This window comes from Ensifer sp. ENS10 (assembly GCF_014852025.1).
Classification (GTDB): domain Bacteria; phylum Pseudomonadota; class Alphaproteobacteria; order Rhizobiales; family Rhizobiaceae; genus Ensifer.
In genome coordinates, this window is the sequence record NZ_JACVAS010000008.1 from 313,621 (window position 1) to 335,854 (window position 22,234).

The 22,234-nt window shown below is 60.9% G+C and carries 23 protein-coding genes and 2 tRNA genes; 15 read left to right on the forward strand and 10 right to left on the reverse strand.

Translation table 11 applies throughout. The features are described 5' to 3' along the window. The first annotated feature begins 38 nt into the window (after nt 1–38). Nucleotides 39–1,004 (forward strand): patatin-like phospholipase family protein, encoded by a 966-nt coding sequence (locus IB265_RS25970; RefSeq protein ID WP_057255619.1) that lies wholly within the window; start codon nt 39–41, stop codon nt 1,002–1,004. A gap of 299 nt (nt 1,005–1,303) precedes the next feature. Here IB265_RS25970 and IB265_RS25975 read toward each other — a convergent pair whose 3' ends face one another. Then, nucleotides 1,304–1,732, reverse strand: coding sequence for a CBS domain-containing protein (locus IB265_RS25975; protein ID WP_057255618.1), 429 nt, complete (start codon nt 1,730–1,732; stop codon nt 1,304–1,306). A gap of 263 nt (nt 1,733–1,995) precedes the next feature. Beyond that, complete coding sequence (locus IB265_RS25980; RefSeq protein ID WP_058328551.1) at nt 1,996–2,727, reverse strand: rhomboid family intramembrane serine protease; 732 nt, start codon at nt 2,725–2,727, stop codon at nt 1,996–1,998. A 361-nt stretch (nt 2,728–3,088) separates the two neighbouring features. Here IB265_RS25980 and IB265_RS25985 point away from each other — a divergent pair, with 361 nt between their 5' ends. From IB265_RS25985 to IB265_RS26010, 6 genes are all read left to right on the forward strand, one after another. Next, nucleotides 3,089–3,715 carry a PAS domain-containing protein gene (locus IB265_RS25985; RefSeq protein WP_063891421.1) on the forward strand — a complete coding sequence of 209 codons (627 nt, stop codon included), beginning with the start codon at nt 3,089–3,091 and terminating at the stop codon, nt 3,713–3,715. A 108-nt stretch (nt 3,716–3,823) separates the two neighbouring features. Then, entirely contained in the window at nt 3,824–4,432 is a 609-nt protein-coding gene (locus tag IB265_RS25990) for a PilZ domain-containing protein (protein WP_057255615.1), read from the forward strand. Between the two features lie 680 nt (nt 4,433–5,112). Next, the gene (locus IB265_RS25995; protein ID WP_058328550.1) at nt 5,113–5,721 is read left to right on the forward strand and encodes a transglutaminase-like cysteine peptidase; all 609 of its coding nucleotides are present in this window, start codon (nt 5,113–5,115) and stop codon (nt 5,719–5,721) included. 331 nt (nt 5,722–6,052) lie between these two features. Further along, a complete protein-coding gene (locus tag IB265_RS26000; protein WP_058320550.1) occupies nt 6,053–6,781 on the forward strand; it encodes a hypothetical protein in 729 nt (242 codons plus the stop codon). Nucleotides 6,782–6,963: 182 nt separating this feature from the next. Beyond that, entirely contained in the window at nt 6,964–8,496 is a 1,533-nt protein-coding gene (locus IB265_RS26005) for an SPOR domain-containing protein (RefSeq protein ID WP_058320549.1), read from the forward strand. A gap of 78 nt (nt 8,497–8,574) precedes the next feature. Then, on the forward strand, nt 8,575–8,844 hold the full coding sequence (locus IB265_RS26010; protein WP_057255611.1) for a hypothetical protein: 270 nt from the start codon (nt 8,575–8,577) through the stop codon (nt 8,842–8,844). 126 nt (nt 8,845–8,970) lie between these two features. Here IB265_RS26010 and IB265_RS26015 read toward each other — a convergent pair whose 3' ends face one another. Continuing rightward, nucleotides 8,971–9,408, reverse strand: a complete 438-nt coding sequence (locus IB265_RS26015; RefSeq protein WP_057255610.1) for a DUF1489 family protein — start codon at nt 9,406–9,408, stop codon at nt 8,971–8,973. 74 nt (nt 9,409–9,482) lie between these two features. Next, on the reverse strand, nt 9,483–10,883 hold the full coding sequence (locus tag IB265_RS26020; RefSeq protein ID WP_057255609.1) for an L-serine ammonia-lyase: 1,401 nt from the start codon (nt 10,881–10,883) through the stop codon (nt 9,483–9,485). A gap of 748 nt (nt 10,884–11,631) precedes the next feature. Here IB265_RS26020 and IB265_RS26025 point away from each other — a divergent pair. The 3 genes from IB265_RS26025 to IB265_RS26035 all read left to right on the forward strand — a co-directional run bounded on the left by IB265_RS26025 (nt 11,632) and on the right by IB265_RS26035 (nt 13,942). Beyond that, the gene (locus tag IB265_RS26025; RefSeq protein ID WP_058328549.1) at nt 11,632–12,324 is read left to right on the forward strand and encodes a DUF599 domain-containing protein; all 693 of its coding nucleotides are present in this window, start codon (nt 11,632–11,634) and stop codon (nt 12,322–12,324) included. Between the two features lie 130 nt (nt 12,325–12,454). Continuing rightward, nucleotides 12,455–13,465: a DUF1624 domain-containing protein gene (locus tag IB265_RS26030; protein WP_113736697.1), complete on the forward strand. Its 1,011-nt coding sequence runs from the start codon at nt 12,455–12,457 to the stop codon at nt 13,463–13,465. A 3-nt stretch (nt 13,466–13,468) separates the two neighbouring features. Next, nucleotides 13,469–13,942 (forward strand): isoprenylcysteine carboxylmethyltransferase family protein, encoded by a 474-nt coding sequence (locus tag IB265_RS26035; protein WP_057255606.1) that lies wholly within the window; start codon nt 13,469–13,471, stop codon nt 13,940–13,942. Between the two features lie 86 nt (nt 13,943–14,028). Here IB265_RS26035 and IB265_RS26040 read toward each other — a convergent pair whose 3' ends face one another. Next, on the reverse strand, nt 14,029–14,415 hold the full coding sequence (locus IB265_RS26040; protein WP_057255605.1) for a MerR family DNA-binding transcriptional regulator: 387 nt from the start codon (nt 14,413–14,415) through the stop codon (nt 14,029–14,031). A gap of 175 nt (nt 14,416–14,590) precedes the next feature. Next, a complete protein-coding gene (gene mgtE / locus IB265_RS26045; RefSeq protein WP_057255604.1) occupies nt 14,591–16,012 on the reverse strand; it encodes a magnesium transporter in 1,422 nt (473 codons plus the stop codon). A 389-nt stretch (nt 16,013–16,401) separates the two neighbouring features. Here mgtE and IB265_RS26050 point away from each other — a divergent pair, with 389 nt between their 5' ends. Then, complete coding sequence (locus IB265_RS26050; protein ID WP_113736696.1) at nt 16,402–16,911, forward strand: peptide deformylase; 510 nt, start codon at nt 16,402–16,404, stop codon at nt 16,909–16,911. A 51-nt stretch (nt 16,912–16,962) separates the two neighbouring features. Then, entirely contained in the window at nt 16,963–17,232 is a 270-nt protein-coding gene (locus IB265_RS26055) for a hypothetical protein (RefSeq protein ID WP_057255602.1), read from the forward strand. Between the two features lie 85 nt (nt 17,233–17,317). Here the strand turns inward: IB265_RS26055 and IB265_RS26060 are convergent, their stop codons facing one another. The 3 genes from IB265_RS26060 to IB265_RS26070 all read right to left on the reverse strand — a co-directional run bounded on the left by IB265_RS26060 (nt 17,318) and on the right by IB265_RS26070 (nt 19,388). After that, the gene (locus IB265_RS26060; protein ID WP_113736695.1) at nt 17,318–18,502 is read right to left on the reverse strand and encodes a serine hydrolase; all 1,185 of its coding nucleotides are present in this window, start codon (nt 18,500–18,502) and stop codon (nt 17,318–17,320) included. 325 nt (nt 18,503–18,827) lie between these two features. Next, nucleotides 18,828–18,912, reverse strand: a tRNA-Leu gene (locus tag IB265_RS26065). 391 nt (nt 18,913–19,303) lie between these two features. Beyond that, nucleotides 19,304–19,388 (reverse strand) — tRNA-Leu (locus IB265_RS26070). Nucleotides 19,389–19,582: 194 nt separating this feature from the next. Here IB265_RS26070 and lipB point away from each other — a divergent pair. Continuing rightward, entirely contained in the window at nt 19,583–20,302 is a 720-nt protein-coding gene (gene lipB / locus IB265_RS26075; protein WP_112947128.1) for a lipoyl(octanoyl) transferase LipB, read from the forward strand. 6 nt (nt 20,303–20,308) lie between these two features. Here the strand turns inward: lipB and IB265_RS26080 are convergent, their stop codons facing one another. Then, nucleotides 20,309–21,247 (reverse strand): DMT family transporter, encoded by a 939-nt coding sequence (locus tag IB265_RS26080; RefSeq protein WP_246806038.1) that lies wholly within the window; start codon nt 21,245–21,247, stop codon nt 20,309–20,311. Nucleotides 21,248–21,492: 245 nt separating this feature from the next. Between IB265_RS26080 and IB265_RS26085 the strand changes: the two genes are divergently transcribed. After that, nucleotides 21,493–21,891: a helix-turn-helix domain-containing protein gene (locus IB265_RS26085; RefSeq protein ID WP_192495292.1), complete on the forward strand. Its 399-nt coding sequence runs from the start codon at nt 21,493–21,495 to the stop codon at nt 21,889–21,891. 69 nt (nt 21,892–21,960) lie between these two features. Continuing rightward, nucleotides 21,961–22,234: alcohol dehydrogenase catalytic domain-containing protein (locus tag IB265_RS26090; RefSeq protein WP_192495293.1), on the forward strand; the 274-nt coding region annotated here is incomplete at its 3' end.

The window sequence follows — 22,234 nt, forward strand, 5'->3', positions numbered from 1 at the left end:
TCGCGCTGCGGAGTATTCGGCGGTGTTGGAGGTGCCGGATGTTGAATTGGACTTTTACGCGTAGCAACCAGATTGCAGATCTGTCCGGCCCGGACGGCACATCGATTTCAACAACACCACCAGAACCTGCGACACCTCCGCAGAGACCGAAGATCGCAATTGCCCTTGGGGGCGGCGCCGCGCGCGGCTGGGCCCATATCGGCGTGCTGCGAGCGCTCGACGAAGAAGGCATCGAAGTTGGCATGATTGCGGGCACCTCGATCGGCGCGCTCGTCGGCGGTTGCTATCTTGCCGGCAAGCTCGACGAACTCGAGACCTTCGCACGCTCCCTCACCGTCCGGCGGATTGCGGGACTGCTCGATTTCGCTATTGGCGGCGGCGGTCTCTTTGGCGGACTGAGGCTGACCAAGCGCATGCAGGAGCATCTGCAGGGACTTAGCATCGAAAGCCTCGACAGGCCATTCATTGCCGTTGCGACCGAAGTGCATAGTGGGCATGAGGTTTGGCTCGAAAAAGGATCGCTCATCACCGCGATCCGCGCTTCCTACGCCTTGCCCGGCATCTTCGAGCCGATCAAGGCGAACGGACGCACGCTCATCGACGGCGCGCTCGTCAACCCCGTCCCGGTCTCTGTCTGCCGCGCTCACGAGCAGCAGCTCGTCGTCGCCGTGAACCTCAACTACGAGCTCTATGGCCGCTCAGCCGTCGTCAAACACAGCGCCGGCATGGGGACGCCGGATGCCCCGGCGCAGGAAAAGGAAGCGACCCTTCACTCCCGCCTCGGCATGACCGGCGTGATGGTTCAGGCCTTCAACATCATCCAGGATCGTATTTCCCGTGCTCGTCTTGCCGGCGACCCTCCGGACCTGGCTTTGCACCCCAAGCTCAACGATATCGGCCTATCGGAGTTTCACCGTGCAGGTGAGGCGATCGACCGAGGCTACCACGAAGCGAAGGCCAAGCTCGTGGAGATCCGCCGGATGCAGGACGCCCTCGTGCGCTGACGAGCGATCTTCCGTCGATCTGTTGCGGGTTATCCGCGCAGCGATTGTGCGCGGGGTCGTTGTCCCATTACGGGGAATGCGTCGCGAACCGCAAGCAGGCCGCATCGCGCCATAAGACCTTGCCGCCCGATCGCTACAGCGCCGCGCGCCTTATCAGACACGCAAAGGTCGCTGCAGCACTTTGATTTTCTGCATGTCTTTGTCCTTAAATCGAGGTCGATTTAAGGAGACATGCAGTAGGCACGAACAGGGCAAAGTACCTGAGGTGGATAAGGGGGCGGCGCAGGCTGCCTTCCCATTTAGCCGGCGATATAGGCCTTGATCTGCTCGGTCTCGTGCTCGATCGCACGGATGTGGTGTTTGATCACGTCGCCGATCGAAACAATGCCGGCGAGCTGGCCATTTTTTTCGACCGGCAGGTGGCGGGCCCTGAGCTTGCTCATCATTTCCATCAGGGCCTGAACGGACATTTCCTCGGTGCAGCAGTAGACATTTTGCCACATGACGGCCGCGACCGACCTTTCGAGACAGGTCGCTCCCTGCTTGGCGATCGCTGCGACGATGTCGCGCTCGGTGAGGATGCCTGCGATCTGATCATCCGCATCGACGATGATGACCGCACCGATATGATTGTCACGCAAGAGAATGGCAGCCTGTTGGACTGTCATCTGCGGGCCGACCGTTACGACGTTGCGACCCTTTTCATCGAGTATTGCTTTTACTGACATGCGCACATCTCCCGTTGCGACAACTCCGGGTCGGCAGGGCAAGGTCCAGCCGTCTCTCGTGCGGTACGGTCGGGCGATGGAACCTGTACCCTGGCCGCTTATGATCGCCTGCCCGCGTGCTCCTCAGACGCGGACGGGCTTTCTATACCCGGCATTCACGGGCCGCCTAGCCTTTCGACAATCGGCGACCGTAACAAATGGTGCGCCAGCGCTCCGGGGAAATCAAGCGCTCACAAGCGCCGTCCGCCGATCTTTCGACGTCGTCAGTCGCGGGGGTCGAAAAGGCCGAAGAGAAGGAAGCCGAAGAGGAAGCCGCCGATATGCGCTTCCCAGGCGATGCTACCCGCCCCCCCAGGCGTGAACATGCCGAGCCCGATCAGAAAGTTGGTGAGGAACCAGATCCCGGCGAACATCACGACAGAGCGATTTGCCAGCGCCTCACTGACGGGCAGCCGCCGGTTGAGATGGGCAAATTGCCGGCTGATCCGCCCGCTTGGCGAAAAGACGAAGCGCGCCGCCGCGCCCATGAAACCGGAAACGACGCCCGAGGCACCGACGACCACGATCATCTCGCCCCAGTGAAATGCCGTGTGCAGCGCAACTGCGGCCGCAGCCGAAAGGCACCAGAATACCGCAAGCCGTCCCATGCCGATGCGGCGCACGACCGGCGCACCGAAAGCGACCATCCAGAAGATATTGAAGATCAGGTGCTCCCAGCTGCCATGCAGGAACGAATAGGTAATGGGGCTCCAGAGCCAGGCGAGCCCCTGCTCGGCCAGGGGATGATCGTAGCGCGCCGGCAGAAAGGCGAAGTTGAAGATGATCTCCTGATCGATCGCAGGCGGCAGAACATAGGTGCGCAAGGCATGAATGGCGATCAGAAACAGCAGAATGCCGGTAAGTCCGGCCGGCAGATTGAAGGCAGGCTCACGTGACGGACTGGCGGCGCTGTCCCGGTCCGTCTCCGGTGGCGTTGCCGTCTGATCTCGTTCCATGGTTGCTGCTTTCTCCATCGATTGGCCCGTTCGATCGCATTCGATCGAGGCGATGGCATGACATCGCGGGATTCGGACCGGACTGGGGCGACCAGCCATAAGCAAACAAAAAAAGACCGTCCAGTAAAAACTGAACGGTCGCCAAGCTCAGATCCGAGCTCCAGTTCAAGTGCCGAAGCCAACGCTTCGTGAAGTCATGTCTTTCAGTGCCAGTCGCAGTGCTCCAGCGCAATCGAAACCATTCGTTAACCTTAATTTCGAGCTGGCATGCTTTTCGCTCCATTGATCTCAAGACCGCAATGATCGGCCAAACATGTGCCAGACCGGCACAAGCGGGCCGCAGAAATGGAATGAACGCAAGATGCGCAGCAAGACGACCATGGAGCTTTTCCGATACTGGAACACCATTCGCGGCAAGCGCGACCTTCCCTGTCGGGACGAACTCGAGCCGGGGGACATCCGCGCACTGTTGCCCAACCTGTTTATTCTCGAGCGCGATCGCAACGGCATCTCGTTTCGTCTTGGGGGAACCCATGTCTGCGCACTCTTCGGCCTTGAACTGCGCGGGCGACAATTCGGCATGCTGTGGCTGAACTCGCAGGCTGCCAAGACGCAGCGCATCGCCGGCCAGGTGATGACGCACCGGGTGCCTGTGATGCTGTCCGCCAAAGGGCGCACAGCCGATGCACGCGAGGTCGAGGTCGAAATGCTGCTGTTGCCGCTCGCCTCAACCGAGGGTGCAAGCGACCGAATCCTTGGCGCGCTCTCGCCACTTTCCCGCCCGTACTGGTTGCATGCGACATCGGTGGAAGGCCTCGACGTCACCGGCATGAAAATCCTCGACCCCGACCGCACAGCCGTGTTTCGCGAAGAGCCGGCGGTGGAACACGTCTCCCCGCGTGCAGAATCCCGCGCTGGCGAAGGGTTTTTGGGAGAGTCCCGTCGTGTCGGACATCTTCGCATTCTGGAGGGCGGACGACGCGAATGATCGCCGCTGCTGTCCCGGGTTGGCCACGCGGACCAACCGCAGGACGAACATTCTATTAACCCGAACGTTCTAAACTCTGCCTGCCAAAATACGTCATGCAGAGTCACCATGTTCTCATTCCAGCACGCTCAGAATACCGCTCCGAAGCCGCATCACGAAGGTGCGTTCCAGCGCGTTTCCGTGAACCTTGCTGGACGGCTGATGCTGGCCAATCGCGACGAATATGATTGCACCGCCGTCGACATGTCGCCGGGTGACGTGCTGCTTTCCTCCCCGGCACGGCCGCGGGCGGGTGAGCGCATCATCGCCTATATCGACCATGTCGGCCGCCTTGAAGGCACCGTGTCGCGCATCGCCGACGATGCCTTCGTGATTCAGCTCAACGCCACCGAACGCAAGCGCGAGAAGTTGGCTGCGCAGCTCACCTGGATCGCCAACAAACACGAACTCGGTCTGCCCGAGGATCGGCGCCACGACCGCCTTGCGCCGCGCAAGACGTCAACCGAGCTGACGCTGGACACCGGCGAAAAATTCCCTTGCCGCATCATCGACCTCTCGCTCTCCGGCGCGGCCGTCGATATCGAGAACCGCCCGCCGATCGGCACCCCGGTCCTGCTCGGCAACATGAAGGGCAAGATCGTTCGCCATTTCCAGGAAGGCTGCGCCATCGAGTTCTCTGGCGTACAGTCGCGCGAAGCATTGACGGAATTCCTCTAAGGGCGTGTCCGCGCGACCCTCACTGGCCTACCCCGATCAAGATCGTTGCCTTGTCACCCCGATCGCGCACCAGCCCCCTGAGGCTCCGCGCCACTTCTTACGCGTGATTGCGGGCCGCCCCGATATGCGCAACGACAGACCAGCCAATCGCTGGCCCGATCCTGCGGCACGAAACCAACCTTGGCTTTCACAGTAGACCTGCCCCACGGGCCGCGACGACGCTGTCCGCGCGGACTGGGCGACCGGCATCGCCTCGCTGACGACGACTGCTTCATTTCGGAACATCTCGATCCGACCGCGACTTCTGACCGCAAATATTTTTTCGAACAAATTCAAGGCGCGACGCTTATTTGAAGTCGAAAAGCGACGACAAGATCGACGTCATCCGCCCCTGGCGCGACGCATCGCGACCGCGATTTTCCGGCAGCCACTGCTCCTGTCGCTCTGCGGATCGGCATAGGTCTATTGATTACAATCGCTTACATCGTCAAGGAAACATGAATGGAAGATCGCTCCGTCGAGAAATCGATAAAATTTGACTCAAATTCGATTTAAATAAAAATCAAATTCTATTCTTGTTTTATTCTTATACGACTTTCATTTGTACTTGTTTTTAGTTCGCAAGTTCGCGAGCGATAAAAACGTCTGTGCCATTGTCGAACCACAACGGGGAGACAATCATGCTCAAGACAATCACCAAGATGATCGCGGTTGCGGTCCTTTTCACCGGCGGTCTGATCGAAACGGCGCTGGCGCTTCCGGCCAACATGGTCGTCACCGGTGCAACCAACCCGCCGATCGGTCACTACGAGTTCTGCAAGATCTATCCGTCGGAGTGCACCTCCAACGGTAAGGACCGCGGCCCGATGATGCTGACGCGCGAAGGCTGGCAGAAGATTCTCGAGGTCAACTACGACGTCAATCAGGCGGTCACCCCGATGACCGACATGGAAATTCATGGCGTCGAGGAGAAGTGGTCCTATCCGGACACGGTTGGCGACTGTGAAGACTATGTCCTCTTGAAGCGCCGCAAACTGATCGAGAACGGTTTCTCTCCGTCGGACCTCCTGATCACCGTCGTTCTGCAACCGAACGGTGATGGCCATGCCGTTCTCACCGTGCGCACTGACCGTGGCGACTTCATTCTCGACAACATGCGCAACAAGGTGCTGCTGTGGTCGGACACCGAATACACCTACCTCAAGCGCCAATCGACCGAACACTCCGGTCGCTGGGTCAAGCTCCAGGACGGCCGCACCGTCGCCGTCGGCAGCGTACGGACGCAGTAAGCACAGAAGACATCGGAGGCGGCGCGCCTTTCGCATCAGCCTCCACCATTCCAGGGCACCGGTCATAAACATCCCCGTCCAGACCGAGCCTCGGCCGGTTCCGCGTCCCTCGGAACCGGCCGTTTTTATGACCGGCATTCCCGGCGCTAAACCGTGTCGCGATCTTTCTTTAAGTTTTTGATGTTTCGCAGCTCGAGGGGGAATTCACAGAAAATTAACCATCCTCGACCAGCGTCGGGCAAGCGACGTCGTCCATCCTACGATGCGCGGGAATGCGTGAGCCGAACAACGGACCGCCGGGGTTCGGCCATCGCGACGGGACAGCCCAACGATGAGCAGCTCTTCAAACGACATTCACGAACCGGAGCTCCGACCGCTGCTGTCGCCCGGCTTCGTCTACCGGGTGATGGCAGCGGTCGCGGTGCTTGCGGCGCTGACCGCTGCCATCTCATTTGCAGGGCGCTGGTTCGGCGAAAACCTCGCCCTTGCCGGCCACACCGCGAGCAACGAGCTTTTCGACATCTTCATCGGCCAGGATCACTTGCGCCTGCCGGCCAACATGATCCGCTTCGAGGCACAACGCGCCACCTCGATCGTCGAGCGCGTCGATCTCTACCTGACCTGGCCGGGGCTCGAAGGTTACAGCGCCCGGAGCCGGGCACTCTTCAACAATGTCGACGCACCCGAAAGCCTCCTTTTCCTGCAGATTTCCCAAAGCACGATGTCGCGCGACATGTCCGGGCGGCTGGAGCCGATCTATTCGCAGGTCTTCGACGGCGCGCCCACGGCTGGCCCGGCCGGGCTGACGGAGCACGCAGTCAAGCCGACATCCAGCTATGCGGGCGAAGTGTTCTTTACCGCTGAGACGAGCACCCAGGCGCCCTACGTGGTGCGCTGCCTCGGCCCACAATCCATCTCGACCAGCGCCGATTGCCAGCGCGACATTCACGCCGGAAAGGACCTCGCCGTGCTCTACAGATTCTCCAACAAACTGCTGCCGCAGTGGCGCGAAATCGACCAAGCGATCACCGCCTTCGTCAAAAACCGTCTCGTGCCCTGATTTCGTCTAACTGGTGTGGTGCAGGCAGCCTGCCGCACCATTGCGCTACACCGGCATCGCCCTTGTACAAATGCGTTCGATTCCGGAAACCAATCATTCATCATAAACCGATTGGTAACGCTATGCCGATACTGTCTCGAGAACGGTCGTTCCCGGAGGCGGCGTCCGGACAACCCCATGACATGAGAATAAAGAGTAGCGTAGTGTCCCAATCCGGTTTTTTTGATCTCGCGAAGCGCCCGTTCGGTGCTCTTTCAAAGATGGTAGGACGGGTCGTCCTTGCGGGCGCCATTGCATCGGCCGCCTTTGCCGCACCGGCCTTCGCCGCCTCGAACTATGCCAATCCGAAATATTCGGGCATCGTCGTCGATGCCAAGACCGGCAAGATTCTTTACGGCGAGGATGCCGACGAACTGCGCTATCCCGCGTCTCTCACCAAGATGATGACGCTCTATCTGACCTTCGAAGCGCTCGAAGCCGGTCGGATCACGAAGTCGACCTCCATCCCCTTTTCGAAAAACGCTTCCGCCGAGCCGCCATCGAAGCTTGGTGTGCGTGCCGGACAGTCGATCACCGTCGAACAGGCGATCCTTTCGCTCGTCACCCGCTCGGCCAACGATGCGTCGACGGCGCTCGGTGAATATCTCGGCGGTTCGGAGCAGCGTTTTGCCCGCATGATGACGAACAAGGCCCGGGCGCTCGGCATGACGCGCACGACCTATCGCAATGCCAACGGCCTGCCGGACCCGGAACAGCGCACGACCGCGCGCGACCAGGCCCGTCTTGGCCTCGCGCTTCGCCAGCATTTTCCGCAGTATTACGATTACTTCTCCACCCGCAGCTTCCGTTTCGGCAAGCAGACGATCGGCAATCACAACCGCCTGCTCGGCAATGTCCGCGGCGTGGATGGCATCAAGACCGGTTACACCCGCGCGTCGGGCTTCAATCTCGTGACCTCGGCTCAGCTCGAGGGTCGCAGCATCGTCGCCGTCGTCATGGGCGGCAGCTCCGGCGCCAGCCGTGATGCGCAGATGCGCCGGCTCGTCGCCAAGTACATGCCGTCGGCATCGCGGCGTGGCGACGGCAATCTGATTGCCGAGACCAAGCCTACTCCCGTTCCGGCTGAAGAGACCCAGGTTGCAGAGGCGGCTCCCGTTGCGGATACGCCTGTCGTCGCGGCCGCGGCCAGCGGTCACGACCTGCCCAACACCGGCCCGGTTCCTGGCATCCGCTATAACGGCGAAAGCGCGAGCAGCGTACAGATGGCCTATGCCGGCAACAAGCGCGCGTCGGACAACCCCGTTCTTTCCCCGAAGATCGTTCCCAACACGCTCGACGCACAGAGCCTGAAACTCCGTCAGCCTGTCGCCGCCGGCATGGTTGACACCCAGATCACCAATTCCGTTCCGAAGAAGGCCGACGCGGTTGCGAAGGCCGAACCGGCCGAAGCCGCAAAAGCCGAACCGATGCCGGCGCAGCCGCAGGGCTGGGTCATCCAGATCGGCGCAACGCCGGACAAGGATCAGGCCATGACCCTTCTCGGCAACGCCAAGGACAAGGGCGGCAAGGCACTTCGCGATGCAAAACCCTTCACTGTCGCTTTCGGCCAGGTCTATCGCGCCCGTTTCGGCGGCTTCGACGACCAGAATGCAGCGGTCAATGCCTGCAAGGCCCTGAAGAAGAAAGGCATCTCCTGCTGGGCGAGCCAGCAGTAAGGTCAAAAGATTTGGCGGCCGGATGTGTTTGTTTTCCGGCCGTCTTCCTCGGATTTGTACAGCGTAACGAGGTTAATCATGGCGATGAACGAAAACGTTCCGGGTGTCACCCCGCTGCCGGGACGGCGCGCCAAGCCGTCGCGCATCAACCTGCATCCCCTGCACGAGGCGGCCATGCGCATTGCCGATCTCGGGCTGAACCGATCGAAGGCGAAGACGCGTGATCTGGTCGGGATGCTCCTGACGCACGGAGCGCGCGCCTGGCGATCGACGCAGCCGCGGGCCGGCATTCATCTTCACGTGACGGGGCCGAACCGGCGCCATCCCCTGAGAATGCGGATCACCTGAACGTTCATGAAATTCCAAAAGGCGGCCTGTGCCGCCTTTTTTCTTGTTGCGACACCGCCGCAACCATGCGCGTGTCAGCATCGCAGCCTGCCCTATGATGGGCCGTCAGGTCATCCATATTGAAGACTAGAGCAGTCCGAGTTCCGCCAATTCGCGGCGCAGCTCGAGCGGCATCTCGGCACCGCCACCGGAAAGCGACGCCAGGTCGCGCGGCGCATCCTTGTCGGTGAGATAGCGCCAGCCCTGGAAGGCACGCCGCGGCTGCAACTCCGTCTCGACCACTTCCGGGCCAAGCAGCAGATTGCAGCGGCCGATACCCTCGCCATCCGTGAAGGTTTCGATACCGATCAAGGACTGTCGCGCCTGCACGGTCCCCTTGATCACCCAGTAGAGCGAACCGCCGCTCAGCAGTTCCTCCACCCGTTTCGGCACCATGCGGGTCGTGTGGAAGGAATGGGGCTCAAGGCCAGCGGCCATGGCGGCCATAGCCTTGCGCGAAACCCATTCGCGCAGGTCCTCGATCGATTCCGCTCCGACGCAGAGCTTTATGAGATGCAGAGACATAGCTGTTTTGAACACCCGTCCGGCCGTTGCGGTCAAGCGGCCGGACGCTGTTCATCCACAATCACCGTGGCGGCTCAACATTCGACGACGTTGACCGCGAGACCGCCGGTCGATGTTTCCTTGTACTTCTCGTTCATGTCGACGCCGGTTTGGCGCATCGTCTCGATGCAGGCATCGAGCGGCACAAAATGTTTACCGTCGCCCTTGAGCGCCAGCGAGGCTGCCGTCACCGCCTTGACCGCACCGAGCGCGTTGCGCTCGATGCACGGCACCTGAACCAGGCCGGCGACCGGATCACAGGTCATGCCGAGGTGGTGCTCGAGTGCGATCTCGGCGGCGTTTTCGATCTGCTCGGGCGTACCGCCCATGACGGCAGCAAGTCCGGCAGCGGCCATGGCAGACGCTGAGCCGACCTCACCCTGACAGCCGACCTCGGCACCGGAGATCGAGGCGTTGTGCTTGATGATGCCACCGATTGCGGCAGCCGTCAGCAGATAGTCGCGGATGCCCTCCTGATCCGCGTCGTCATGGAAATGCATGTAGTAGCGGATAGTGGCGGGGACGACGCCTGCTGCACCGTTGGTCGGCGACGTGACGACGCGGCCGCCGGCGGCATTCTCTTCATTGACCGCCATCGCGTAGACGCTCAGCCAGTCGTTGGCGAGCAGCGGGTTGGTCTTGTTGGAGCGCCATTCTTCCTGCAGCTTGTCGTGGATCGAGCGTGCGCGGCGGCGGACCTTCAAGCCACCGGGCATGATGCCCTCCTGGCTCAGCCCACGGTCGATACAGTTGCTCATCGCGCCCCAGATGCGGTCGAGCCCGGCATTCAGCTCATCCGGCGACATGGTCGCTTCTTCGTTCGCCCGTTTCATCTGGGCGATCGTCATCCCGGAGCGGGCCGCCATGTCCAGCATCTCCTGGGCCGACGAGAACGGGAATGGCACCTTGACGCCGGCCGCCTTGTTCTTCGAGGCACGCATCGCCTCGAGTTCCGTATCGGTCACGACGAAGCCGCCGCCGATCGAATAATAGATCCGCTTCAGCAGCAGCCGGCCGTCGCGGTCGAACGCGGAGAAGGACATGCCGTTGGCATGGCCGGGCAGCGGCACCTTCTTGTCGAAGACCAGGTCCGTCTTCGGCTGGAATTCATAGGACGGATGTCCCGGCGGCGAAATGCGGCCGCTGCGCTCGACCTCGTCGATCAAGCCGTCCATGCGATCAGGATCGACCAGGTCGGGGCGTTCGCCGACGAGACCAAGGACAACCGCCCTGCCCGTGCCGTGGCCGATACCGGTATGGGCCAGCGAACCGTGCAGGCTGACCTTGATCGCCGCAACGGCAGCATGGGACGGGCGCGGCCAGTCGTCGGAAAGAATGAGTTCGAGAAAGCGGTTGGCGGCCGACATCGGCCCCATCGTATGCGAGCTCGAAGGCCCGATACCGATCTTGAACACGTCGAAGACGGAAAGAAACATAAGTTTGCCTGCCCCGGAGACTGACTCGCGGCGCACCGGCATGATTGCCCGAGCACCGCATTCACGATTGCCTCGATATCACGCTTCACGGTCTGTGCGAACCGGCGCGCTATCCTCATATTTACTGCGCGATTTTATCCTCAGATCGGCACCGATTTAAGGAAATCCGCAACAAATATAGGAACGAAGCCTAAGCGATCCCATAGCAGACGGTCAGGCGGTCAACCGACATTCGATCCCATCCGTGCGACATTGTCATCCCGCAAAGGCTCCGGGGTGTCGAGATTGGCTGCCTGGAATCAAAAACGGCGCGGCTTTTGGGAAGCCGCGCCGTCAATCAGTGGTCTTTTCTAGATACCAGATATCAAAGGCCGCCGAAAAGATAAGCAAGAACAAGAACGCCAGCGAAACCAGCCACGGCGCGTGCAGTTACGCCCCAGCAAGATTTCTGAATTGTATTGTCCATGATGTCTCCGAAAACACTCTCAACGGCCGCGAGCAGCACATTGGGTGCCCGCGTCTGGGGCCTTGCATATTGAAGAAAGTGTTACTGCGCAATGGGGAAATGTGGCGGAAAGGTGTCAGGCCCTCGCCGCTCAGTACACTAAGCTGGTGAAAACCGCGCAATTGGCCGGCGGGAGCGGAGAAAAATTCCGCCGCAATTTCATCACAGTAGTTGACGCGCCGTCGATTCCCGCGCCGCCGCGGCCACCTTGCATTTTCCAAAAGCCATGCCAAAAACACGTGTATGACCTTCGAAGATTACATAGCGCTTGTCGTGTTTATCCTGCTTTGGGCGGGTTTCAGCTGGGCGACCGACGGCACGCGCGGCTTCAAGCGGGTGAGTCTCACCCGCCTCATGAACGAGCATCGTGGCCGCTGGATCCGCAATTCGCTCAACCGCGATCTGAAGATGATCGATACGCAGATCATCGCGGGGCTGCAGGCCGGCACCGCCTTCTTTGCCTCGACGACGATCTTCGCCCTCGGTGGCTGCTTCGCTCTGCTCGGCGCAACCGAACAGGTGCAAGTGATCTTCGCGGACATGCCCTATGTCTTCCATGGCGGTCGGACCGCGTTCGAGCTGAAGGTCGGTGGCCTCACCTGTCTCTTCGGCTATTCCTTCTTCAAGTTCGGCTGGTCCTACCGGCTGTTCAACTATTGCTCGATCCTGATGGGCGGCATTCCAATGACCGCCGACATGCAACGCGACCTGCAGGCGGCGGAGAAGGCAGCCGAACGGGCGATCCGCATGAACGTGCTGGCCGCCAAGCACTTCAACGCCGGGCTTCGGGCGATTTTCCTGTCGATCGGATATCTCGGCTGGTTCATCAGCCCCTATGTCTTCGTCGGGCTCACCGTCTTCGTCATCTTTGTGCTGACCCGCAGGCAGTTCTTCTCGGAGGCACGCGCGGCGCTGCTGCCGGACGCAACGCCCTGACAGCATGCGCGCCCATCGCGCTGAACGGAAACAGACCAGGCCTGACCACTTCCACCATCAGCCAACGACGCGTGTTTGGCACAAGCCAAACATGGCACTCTTCTTCACGCCCACAGGATGGCGAATGCCCATGTCCGACAGCAATGTGACTTCACCGACGACACCGATACCGGCTCAATCTGCCGCACGGGGGCGGCTCGCCTTCATCGACGTCGCGCGCGGCGTGGCACTGCTCGCCATGGCTACCTATCATTTCGTCTGGGATCTCGAGTTCTTCGGCTACGTCGCCGCGGGAACCGCCGGCACCGGCGGCTGGAAGATCTTTGCCCGGCTCATCGCCAGCAGCTTCCTGTTTCTCGCCGGGTACAGCCTTGTGCTCGGACAATGGCCGAAGCTTCGCCTCGACGCGTTCATGCGGCGCTTTGCCAAAATCGCCGGTGCGGCAGCGCTGATCACGACCGCGACCTATTTCGCGTTCCCGGACACCTTCATCTTCTTCGGCATCCTGCATGCGATCGCCGCGGCAAGCGTGATCGGCCTTGTCTTCCTGCGGCTTCCCGCCGTCGTTTCCCTTGTTGCGGCGGCAGCAGCCATCGCGGCACCCTTCTATTTGCGCTCGCCGGCCTTCGATGCACCCTGGCTCTGGTGGGTCGGACTGTCGGAAACCTTGCCGCGCTCCAACGACTATGTGCCGCTGCTGCCGTGGCTCGGGCCTTTCCTCTTCGGCCTTGCCGCAGCCAAGCTCTTCCATGCGCGGCTCGTCGCGGTCCTCGCAAGCCGTCCGTCCACAGGTGGCAAGGGCAAACTGTGGATGAGCCCGCTCGTCTTCGGCGGCCGTCACAGTCTGGCCATATACCTCATTCACCAGCCCGTGCTCATCGGACTGGTCTATCTCTTCTCGCTGATTTCACCGCCAACATTGCCGGATCCCAAGCAAGCCTACCGCAGCAATTGCGTCGCGGCCTGCAACCAGGGGAACCCGGCCGTGCCGTGCGAGGCCTTCTGCGGCTGTACGCTCGACCTTCTGGTACAACAGAACCTGTTCGACAGCCTGAACAGGGGAGAGATCAACGTCAGCACCGATGAACGCATTGCGCGAATCGCGCGACAGTGCACAATGGACGTGCAATCAGGGGACTAGGACATGAATGCCTATCGTGCCAAGCCGCTGAATTTCCCGTGGCCCGCCCTGCTCTACGGCGTCGCCACGCTCGCGGCCCTTGTTCTGGCGCGATATTCCCCCATCCCCGTCGCACACGGACACAGCTGGTTTCCCTGGATCAGCGGCGGCACACTGATCATCGTCGCCATCTGGCTGGATCTCTGGGCAGTCAAGACCTTGCTCGACCGGCACACGGCCGTCATGCCCTACCGGTCGGCGACCTGCCTCGTCACCTACGGCCCCTTCCGCTTCACACGCAACCCGATCTATCTCGGCTACACCCTGATGATGGTCGGCTTCGGCCTGGCGACGCTCAATCCTTGGTTCTTCATCACGGCGATCGCAGCGGTGATGCTGACGACCGTCTTTGCCATTCGCAACGAAGAGCGGCATCTGCTGTCGCGCTTCGGCTTCGAGTTCGAGCGTTATTGTCGGCACACCAGCCGCTGGATCTGACCAAAAGACCGTAACGCCCAAAACCAAAAAGGGCAGCGCGGACGCCACCCTTCGAAACTTTCGCTTTTAAGAATACGCCCGCCCGCTCAGGTACCGACGCCGATCTCCGCGAGACGCGTCAGGCAAGCCTCCTCGACATTGTCGAGCTCTGCCAGCGTGTCTTCGATATCCTTGCGCTTCTGCCGAAGCTCCTCGCGCTTTTCCTCGACACGGTTCATCAAGAGCCGAAGCTGGCCCATCTCGCCGGGTGGATCCTTGTAGACCTGGATGATTTCGCGGATTTCGGCAATCGTGAAGCCGATGCGCCGGCCACGCAGAATTTCCTGGATCAGCCGCCGATCCGCAGGCCGGAACAGGCGCGTGCGTCCACGGCGTTCAGGATGAATGAGGCCCTCGTCCTCATAGAACCGCAGCGTTCGGGTGGAAATGCCGAATTCCCGCGTCAATTCGGTGATGCTATAATATTTATTCACGCTGCCATTCCATGATTTACTGCATCGTTCCTAAAATCGGTATCGATTTAAGGTCAAAATTATGCAGCAGGTCAAAGTGTTACAGCGATCTCAGCGTGTCATGGAAGACGCGCGCGCTGTAATGCGTATACACTATCGTTGACCTTGACGTAAAAGTCAAACAACGGCGTTCACCTCACGTAACGTGAAACCACCACGTGGCGATGCCGAGAAAACTGAAGAAACCGGTTATGTCGGTGATGGCCGTCACGAAAACGGCAGAAGACACGGCCGGATCGGCACCGAAGCGGTCCAGGCAGAGCGGGACGAGGATGCCGCCAAGTGCTGCGGCCATCATATTGATCAGCATGGCCGTGGCGATGATACCGCCGATGTTCGGGTCCTGAAACCAGAGACCGGCGAGCAGGCCGATCAGCGTGCCGAAGATCATGCCGTTCAACAGCCCCACGCCCGCTTCGCGCCGGATAATGCGCGGCGCGTTGTGAATGTCGAGGCCGCGGGTCGCAAGCGCGCGGACGGTAACGGTCATGGTCTGCGAGCCGGCATTGCCGCCCATTCCGGCGACAATCGGCATCAGAATGGCGAGCGCCACGATCTGCTGAATGGTCGCATCGAACAGACCGATGACCGAGGCGGACATGCACGCCGTCATCGAATTGATGAACAGCCACGGCACGCGCGAGCGCGATGCCTCGGCAACCGAGTCCGAGAGCTCTTCATCGCCGACACCGCTCAAGCGCAAGAGGTCTTCTTCCGCTTCTTCCTGAATGACGTCAACGACGTCATCGATGGTGAGCACGCCGACGAGCCTTCCATTGTCATCGACGACCGCCGCGGAGAGAAGGTCATATTGCTCAAACAGTTGCGCTGCCTCTTCCTGGTCCATCTCGGCCGGAATCGCATGGCTCGTGTCATGCATGATCGCGTCGACCTTGACCGAGCGCTTGGTCCTGAGGATGCGGTCGAGGTCCATGGCACCGAGCAGCTTGAAGGTCGGGTCGATGACAAAGATCTGCGTGAAGCTCTCGGGCAGGTCCTCGTCTTCGCGCATGTAGTCGATCGTCTGGCCAACGGTCCAGAATGGCGGCACCGCCACGAACTCGGTCTGCATGCGCCGGCCGGCCGTGCTCTCCGGATAGTCGAGCGAGCGGCGAAGGCGAACTCGTTCCGTAAAGGGAAGCTTCGCCAGGATCTCGTCCTGATCTTCCTGGTCGAGGTCCTCGAGAATGTAGACGGCGTCGTCCGAGTCCATTTCGCCGATGGCCTCGGCGATCTGCTCGTTCGGCAGATGCTCGACGATATCGAGACGGATGGCCTCGTCGACCTCGGTCAGTGCCGAAAGGTCGAATTCCTTGCCGAGCAGTGAGACCAGCGCCAGGCGCTGGTCAGGCTGGATCGCTTCAAGCAGGTCGCCGAGTTCCGACGAATGCAGGCCGGCGACGTGCTGGCGCAGATAGATCGTATCGCGATCGGCGATCGCGGCCCCGACATGCATGAGGAAATCGGAACGGACCGAACCGTCGTCGGCATAGATGTCCGAGCCGTCAAAGGTCTTGACGTCTTCGATACCGCTGTCGTCGTCGCCGATATTGCTCATGGGCGCCCTCGAAACGATTGCTGCTTTCCGGTGCTCCATCATACGGACCGGAAAGAATGCGTCACTGACGGTTGGTGCCTCTTCCGCTGCCGTGCTCCGGAAGTTGGGTCCTACAGCCCTGCTAGCGCAAAGCCCCGCCGAGGTCCACAGCACAGATAGCACCCTGTGCGCGGCGATAACAGATTTATTCAAGCTGTTGCAAATACATGAGAAACCGGCTGCATCTCGACACTGTCGACATCGATCGCGCGATCGGCTAGCACTTCTCTTCGTTCCCTGGAACCGGAATCGATATCAGAGAACGAAACAGCAGCCCAAGGTTTACGGCGCCCCTTGCGCTCCTCAACGGGACGCACGGCGCCGCAAACGCTGCAGCCGAGGAACATCTGATGGCGATCCGTCCCATTGTCCGTTTTCCCAGTCCCTTACTGAGCCAGAAGGCGGACACCGTTACCCACTTTGATGCGGCGCTCGAAGCCCTTGCGGACGACCTGCTCGACACGATGCGAGCGGCACCGGGTATCGGCATCACCGCTCCGCATGTCGGTGTCCTGCAAAGGGTGACGGTGATCGAGCTCGACCGGGAGAGCGGCGTCAGGATTTACATCAATCCAGAGATTGTCTGGAACTCCGCCGAAGTCATGAAACATGCTGAAGGCAGTGTATCGATGCCTGGGGTTTCGGAGGACATCGAGCGACCGCAGACCGTCCGTGTTCGCTATCAAAGCCTTTCGGGCGAAGAGGTCGAAGAGGAAGCCGAAGGGCTGATGGCCATTTGCCTGCAACACGAGATCGACCAGCTCGACGGTATTTTCTGGACCCAACGCCTCTCGCGCCTGAAACGCGATCGGGCGATCAAGAAATTCGAAAAGCTGACAAGGGAACAAACGCGCGTCTAGGACTTCCCGCCGACAGCATCAAATGCCTCCCAGTTCACCAAGGATCGAACAATGAAGCCAACATATCTTGCAGTCATCGGCCTCCTGGCCCTCGCCGGTTGCAACAGTGCCCAACAGAGTCTTGAGCCCCTGCCCGAGAGCCTGACCTACGGCGAAAACGCCAGCAAAAGAAAGACGCAGGCCGCTCCCGGCACCATGGTTCAGCACCGTTTCATGTATGAAGGGCAGATGGTCTACGAAACCTATGAGGTTCAGCCCGATCACAGCTTCAAGCTTATCCGCCGCCGCATGGACCAGAGCGGACCGCAAGGCAACAGCTGACGACGTGGACGCAGGGCGGGGCAAGCGCGCGGCGCGCGGTGCAAGCGACCCAGGCTTGGCGTGTGCAATCAAATGTTTCGGCCGACTACCTTGGAAAGGCGGAGTAGACCGCCGTTTCGAAGTCAAGGTAGCCCCCGATCGAGGCCGGGTCGACGAAGGGCAATATCTGCGTCGCCCAGAGGCCGCCGAGACCATTTTGGCGGTCTATCCAGTAATAGAGGTTTGCAAGCCCAGCCCAGGCCAGCGCGCCGGCCGGTCGGCCTGTCGGCGCGGCTTCATCATTGATCATGAAGCTAAGCCCCCAGGATTTCGGCATTCCGGGGAAAAATTCGACGTCGTGCGAAAGGCTCGGTATCACCCCGGGAAGCTTTTTGATCTTCTTTTCTCCGAGGCCATTCTTTTCCGCCATTTCGACGGTTTCGGGTTTCAGCACGCGGCCGCCGGGTGCCACCCCGTCGTTGAGCCACATGCGAATAAATTTTGAGTAATCGGTAGCTGTCGAGTAGAGGCCATGCCCACCCATTTGGACCTCGGGTTCCTGGGGGAACCGGAAATCGGGCACCGGCTGCAATCGCCCTGCATCGTCCCGCTGATGCAGCGTGACCACGCGTGAGGCCATCGCTGGGGTCAATGCAAAACCGGTATCGTCCATGCCGAGCGGCTGAAGGATTCGCTCGATCATCACCTCGCCCAATCGCTTACCGGCTATGCCCTCCACCACCTGTCCGGCCCAGTCCAGGTTGCTTCCATATTCCCAGTCGTCGCCTGGGTCGAACAGCAATGGGGTGCGGATGGACGCATAGGAGCTCGTGATCACGCTCGGCTGCCCATGCTGCCGGGCCAACTTGGCGTAGGTCTCATTGAAGAAGTCGTATCCAAAGCCAGCCGTATGCAAAAGCAGCATGCGCGTCGTGATATCCCGCTTGGGCGGGCGGAGCTTCGGGTTCCCGGAGGAATCAAAGCCATCGATCACCTGCAGCTTGCCAATCTCGGGAGCGTATCGCTTGGCTGGAGCATCGAGATCGAGCCTGCCCTCTTCGACCAGTTGCAGGCAGGCAGTGCCGGTGATCGCTTTCGTCATCGAGAAGAGCCCGAAGACGCTGTCGGCGGTCATGTCCGAATCGCCACCCAATGCTCGCTTTCCGGCTGCACCCGTGTAGATGTCGCCCCGTCTATCTGTGGCAATCGCGACGACGCCGGGCACGCCATCCGCGGCGCTGACGGCGGTATTGAGGATTGCATCTGCAACAGCCCTGAGATCGCCGCCCAAAGGAACCTCCCAAGCAAACAGGCTTCGTCATCGGTGCAGGTCGCCCAGCCACCGCCGCGCCCAGAAAACTGCTTCCAGCCCGGCCCTCGTTCTGGAATACCGCGCCAAGGTTAGCACCAAATAACATTCCAAGCCATTTCGCCTGCAACGTGGCGGTGCTCGTTCACTCTTTTTCCGCGGCGGCAAGCGCTATGCACGCCGAAGTGCGGTCGGAAGATGTATTGAGGTTTGCGGGCTTGCAGCTTCGGCCCGAGGCTGAGCCGCGCGGTGGGCTCAAGACCTAAGCGTTGGAGATAAAAACGAAAAAACCGGCCGAAGCCGGTTTTGGTGCGGTCGAGAAGACTCGAACTTCCACGGGTTGCCCCACAGCGACCTCAACGCTGCGCGTCTACCAATTCCGCCACGACCGCATCGTGGTAGATGCCGACCTGCGCCAGCGGGGCTGCATGTAGCAAAAGCCCCCGCAGTGCACAAGAGATGGCTGTGCACAATTCGGGAGATCACGACAGAACTTCAGCGGCCTTCGCATTGCGGGCGAAGCGGCCAGGTCGCCTTTCCGCGCACCAGGCGCGCGCACTTTGTCGGGCACCGCGCCGAGACCGATTGCTGGGGGGCGGGATCCCGTTCGTCTTCGGCCAATCGCCAGCAAGGAGAGCGAGTTCCTTCCCACCGTGCCAAACGCCTACTCTAGATTGGAAACGTGCCGCGAAAGGATGTGTCGGCGATGCGATTCCGCGCAGCATGCCGTGTTCGCCAGGGGCAGGATAAAAAACAAAAAACCCGGCCAAAGCCGGGTTTTTTTGGTGCGGTCGAGAAGACTCGAACTTCCACGGGTTGCCCCACAGCGACCTCAACGCTGCGCGTCTACCAATTCCGCCACGACCGCATCGTGGTAGATGCCGACCTGCGTCGACGGGGCTGCATGTAGCAAAAGCCCCTGGGGGGCACAAGGGGATGACGACAGAAATTTGACGGGAAATGAAACTATTTCAACAGCCCGCTGGGGAAGCGTTGGAAACGCTGGACTCTTGTCACACGCCATCCCATTTACAAGCTCTGAAAAACAGGAATGCCGACCGAATGCAGCGTGAGAATCTGAGCCAGACCATGTTCGCCCCCCCGGAATCACCCCCGGTTCGCTGGCGGATTGCCTCTGATCTGGTGGATTATCCACAGGCAGTCGAGTTGATGGAGCAGGAGGCTGCCGCGATCGCCGCCGGCACCGCGGACGAACTCGTCTGGCTCGTCGAACATCCGCCGCTATACACAGCCGGCACCAGCGCCGATGTTGCTGACCTGGTGATGCCGGATCGCTTTCCGGTGTTCTCGACGGGTCGCGGCGGTGAATACACCTATCACGGGCCGGGTCAGCGAGTCGTTTATGTCATGCTCGATCTCAAGCGCCGAAAACAGGACGTCCGCGCCTTCGTCGCTGCGCTGGAAAGCGTCGTGATCTCCACGCTCGACTCGATGAATGTGAGAGGTGAGCGCCGCGAAGACCGGGTCGGCGTCTGGGTTCGCCGCCCGGAAAAGCCCGCCCTGCCCGACGGTTCGGTGGCGGAAGACAAGATTGCCGCGATCGGCATACGCCTGCGCAAATGGGTAAGCTTCCACGGCTTCGCACTGAACGTCGATCCGGATCTCGACCATTTCGGCGGCATCGTGCCCTGCGGTATTCGCGGCTACGGCGTAACAAGCCTGGTCGACCTCGGCCTACCGGTCATGATGCCGGATGTCGACATCCGGCTGCGCGAGGCCTTCGAGACCGTATTCGGGCCGACGAAGAACGACGGGGCGTGATATCGCTCAAGCGGCCGCCCGCCGGCCGGCCTGCCGCTCGCGCCAGATGATGAACAAGCCGGACCCGACGATGATGGCGATGCCGAGCCATTTGGAGAGCGACGGGAAGTCTCCGAAGATGAGATAGCCGAGCGCCGTCGCCGTGACGATCTCGAAATAGTGGAATGGCGCCAACAAGGAGACAGGTGCCGCTCTGAAGGCTTTGACGACCAGCAGATGGCCGTAGCCGGAGAGCGCCCCGAGGATAACCACGAGCGTCCAGCCAAGCGCCGATTTGGGCAAGGACGGCACGAAATCGGGGCTGCCCATGCCGTTGCCGACCAGGATCACCAGCGCCATCATCAATGTGCCGCCGATGCCAGCGATGGTCTGCATCGTCAGCGGCGAGTCTCCGGTACCGACCGCGCGATTGAGAAGCAGGTAGCAGGCAAAGACGAAGGCGCAGGCCACCGGCAGCAAAGCCGTCACGCCGAAAGCCGCGAAACTCGGCTGGATGACGATCATCGCCCCACCGAAACCGACGACGATGGCAAGCCAGCGTCGCCAGCCGACCTTCTCCTTCAGGAACACCGCCGAAAGGCAGGTCAGGATGAAGGGTTCGACGAAATAGATGGCAAAGGTATCTGCCAGCGGCATGTACTTCACGGAAATGAAGAAGAACAAGGCCGCGGTCGCCAGCAGCACGCCGCGCAGCAGATTGGCCCAGGGACGCTTCGGCTTCAGCGCCCGCAGGCCGCCGGCGCCAAGCAGCATCGGCAACGTCGCCACCAGCTGGAAGAAGAACCGGTAGAAGGTCACCTGGCCGGGCGACATGCCTTCGTAGACGGCCATATACTTCGCGATCACGTCCATGCCGGGCAGGATGACCATCGCAAAGAGCATGATGGCGACGCCTTGCATCACGGTATCGGCAGGCTCGGCAGCCGCGGTTCGGGCATCGGTCATGGGGCAAGCTCCGGTTGGCCGCCGCACATTAGAGCCTAGGCTACGGTTTTCAACGGCCGAGGATGCGCCGGAGGCCGAACTATCCGCGCCTTAGCCGCAATTGACGGTGTTTTTGGCGCTTCGGGGTGGTCCCTCGCTGGCCGAATGCCTATAAGCTCAGGACCATCTTCCGCCCCGGAAGTCAAAAGCGGCTTCCTGCCGTCTCTCCGGGACCTTTGAACGTAACCGTGGCAAAGGAGATATCCATGCGCTTGTCCACCGAAACGATGATTGCCCGCCTGCGCGACACCAGCGACGGTGATACGCTGGGAGGACGCATCTGGAGGGCGCGCGACGCCGCCAACATCAGCACCAAGGACCTGGCAGACCAACTCGGAGTCCGCGCTGAAACGGTCGCCGCCTGGGAGCGCGACCGCGCCGAACCCCGGACGAACCGGCTCTTCATGCTTGCCGGCGTGCTGGGCGTTACCCCGGCCTGGCTGATCGCCGGCCTCGGCAAGGCGCCGGATTCGGACGCGGTCGATGACGAGCGCGACGGCCTTCGCGAGCAGTTTGCCCTGGTCAAGAAGCTGCACGAACAGACCGGCAAGGCCATCGCCGCACTTGAGATGGAACTCAATCGCGTTCAACAGAACATTCGTTAGCTTATTGTCGATTCCAACGGGCCGCCGCCCTGGCGGCCCGAAACCATTTTTGTCCTAGGGAGAAAATAGATGGATGTACGTGCCGCCATTGCCGTTCAGGCAGGCAAGCCGCTCGAGGTCATGACGGTTCAACTCGAAGGCCCAAAGGCCGGCGAAGTGCTGATCGAGGTCAAGGCCACCGGCATCTGCCACACGGACGACTTCACGCTGTCCGGCGCCGATCCGGAAGGCCTGTTCCCGGCCATCCTCGGCCATGAGGGCGCCGGCATCGTCGTCGACGTCGGCCCGGGCGTCACCTCGGTGAAGAAGGGCGATCACGTCATTCCGCTCTACACGCCCGAGT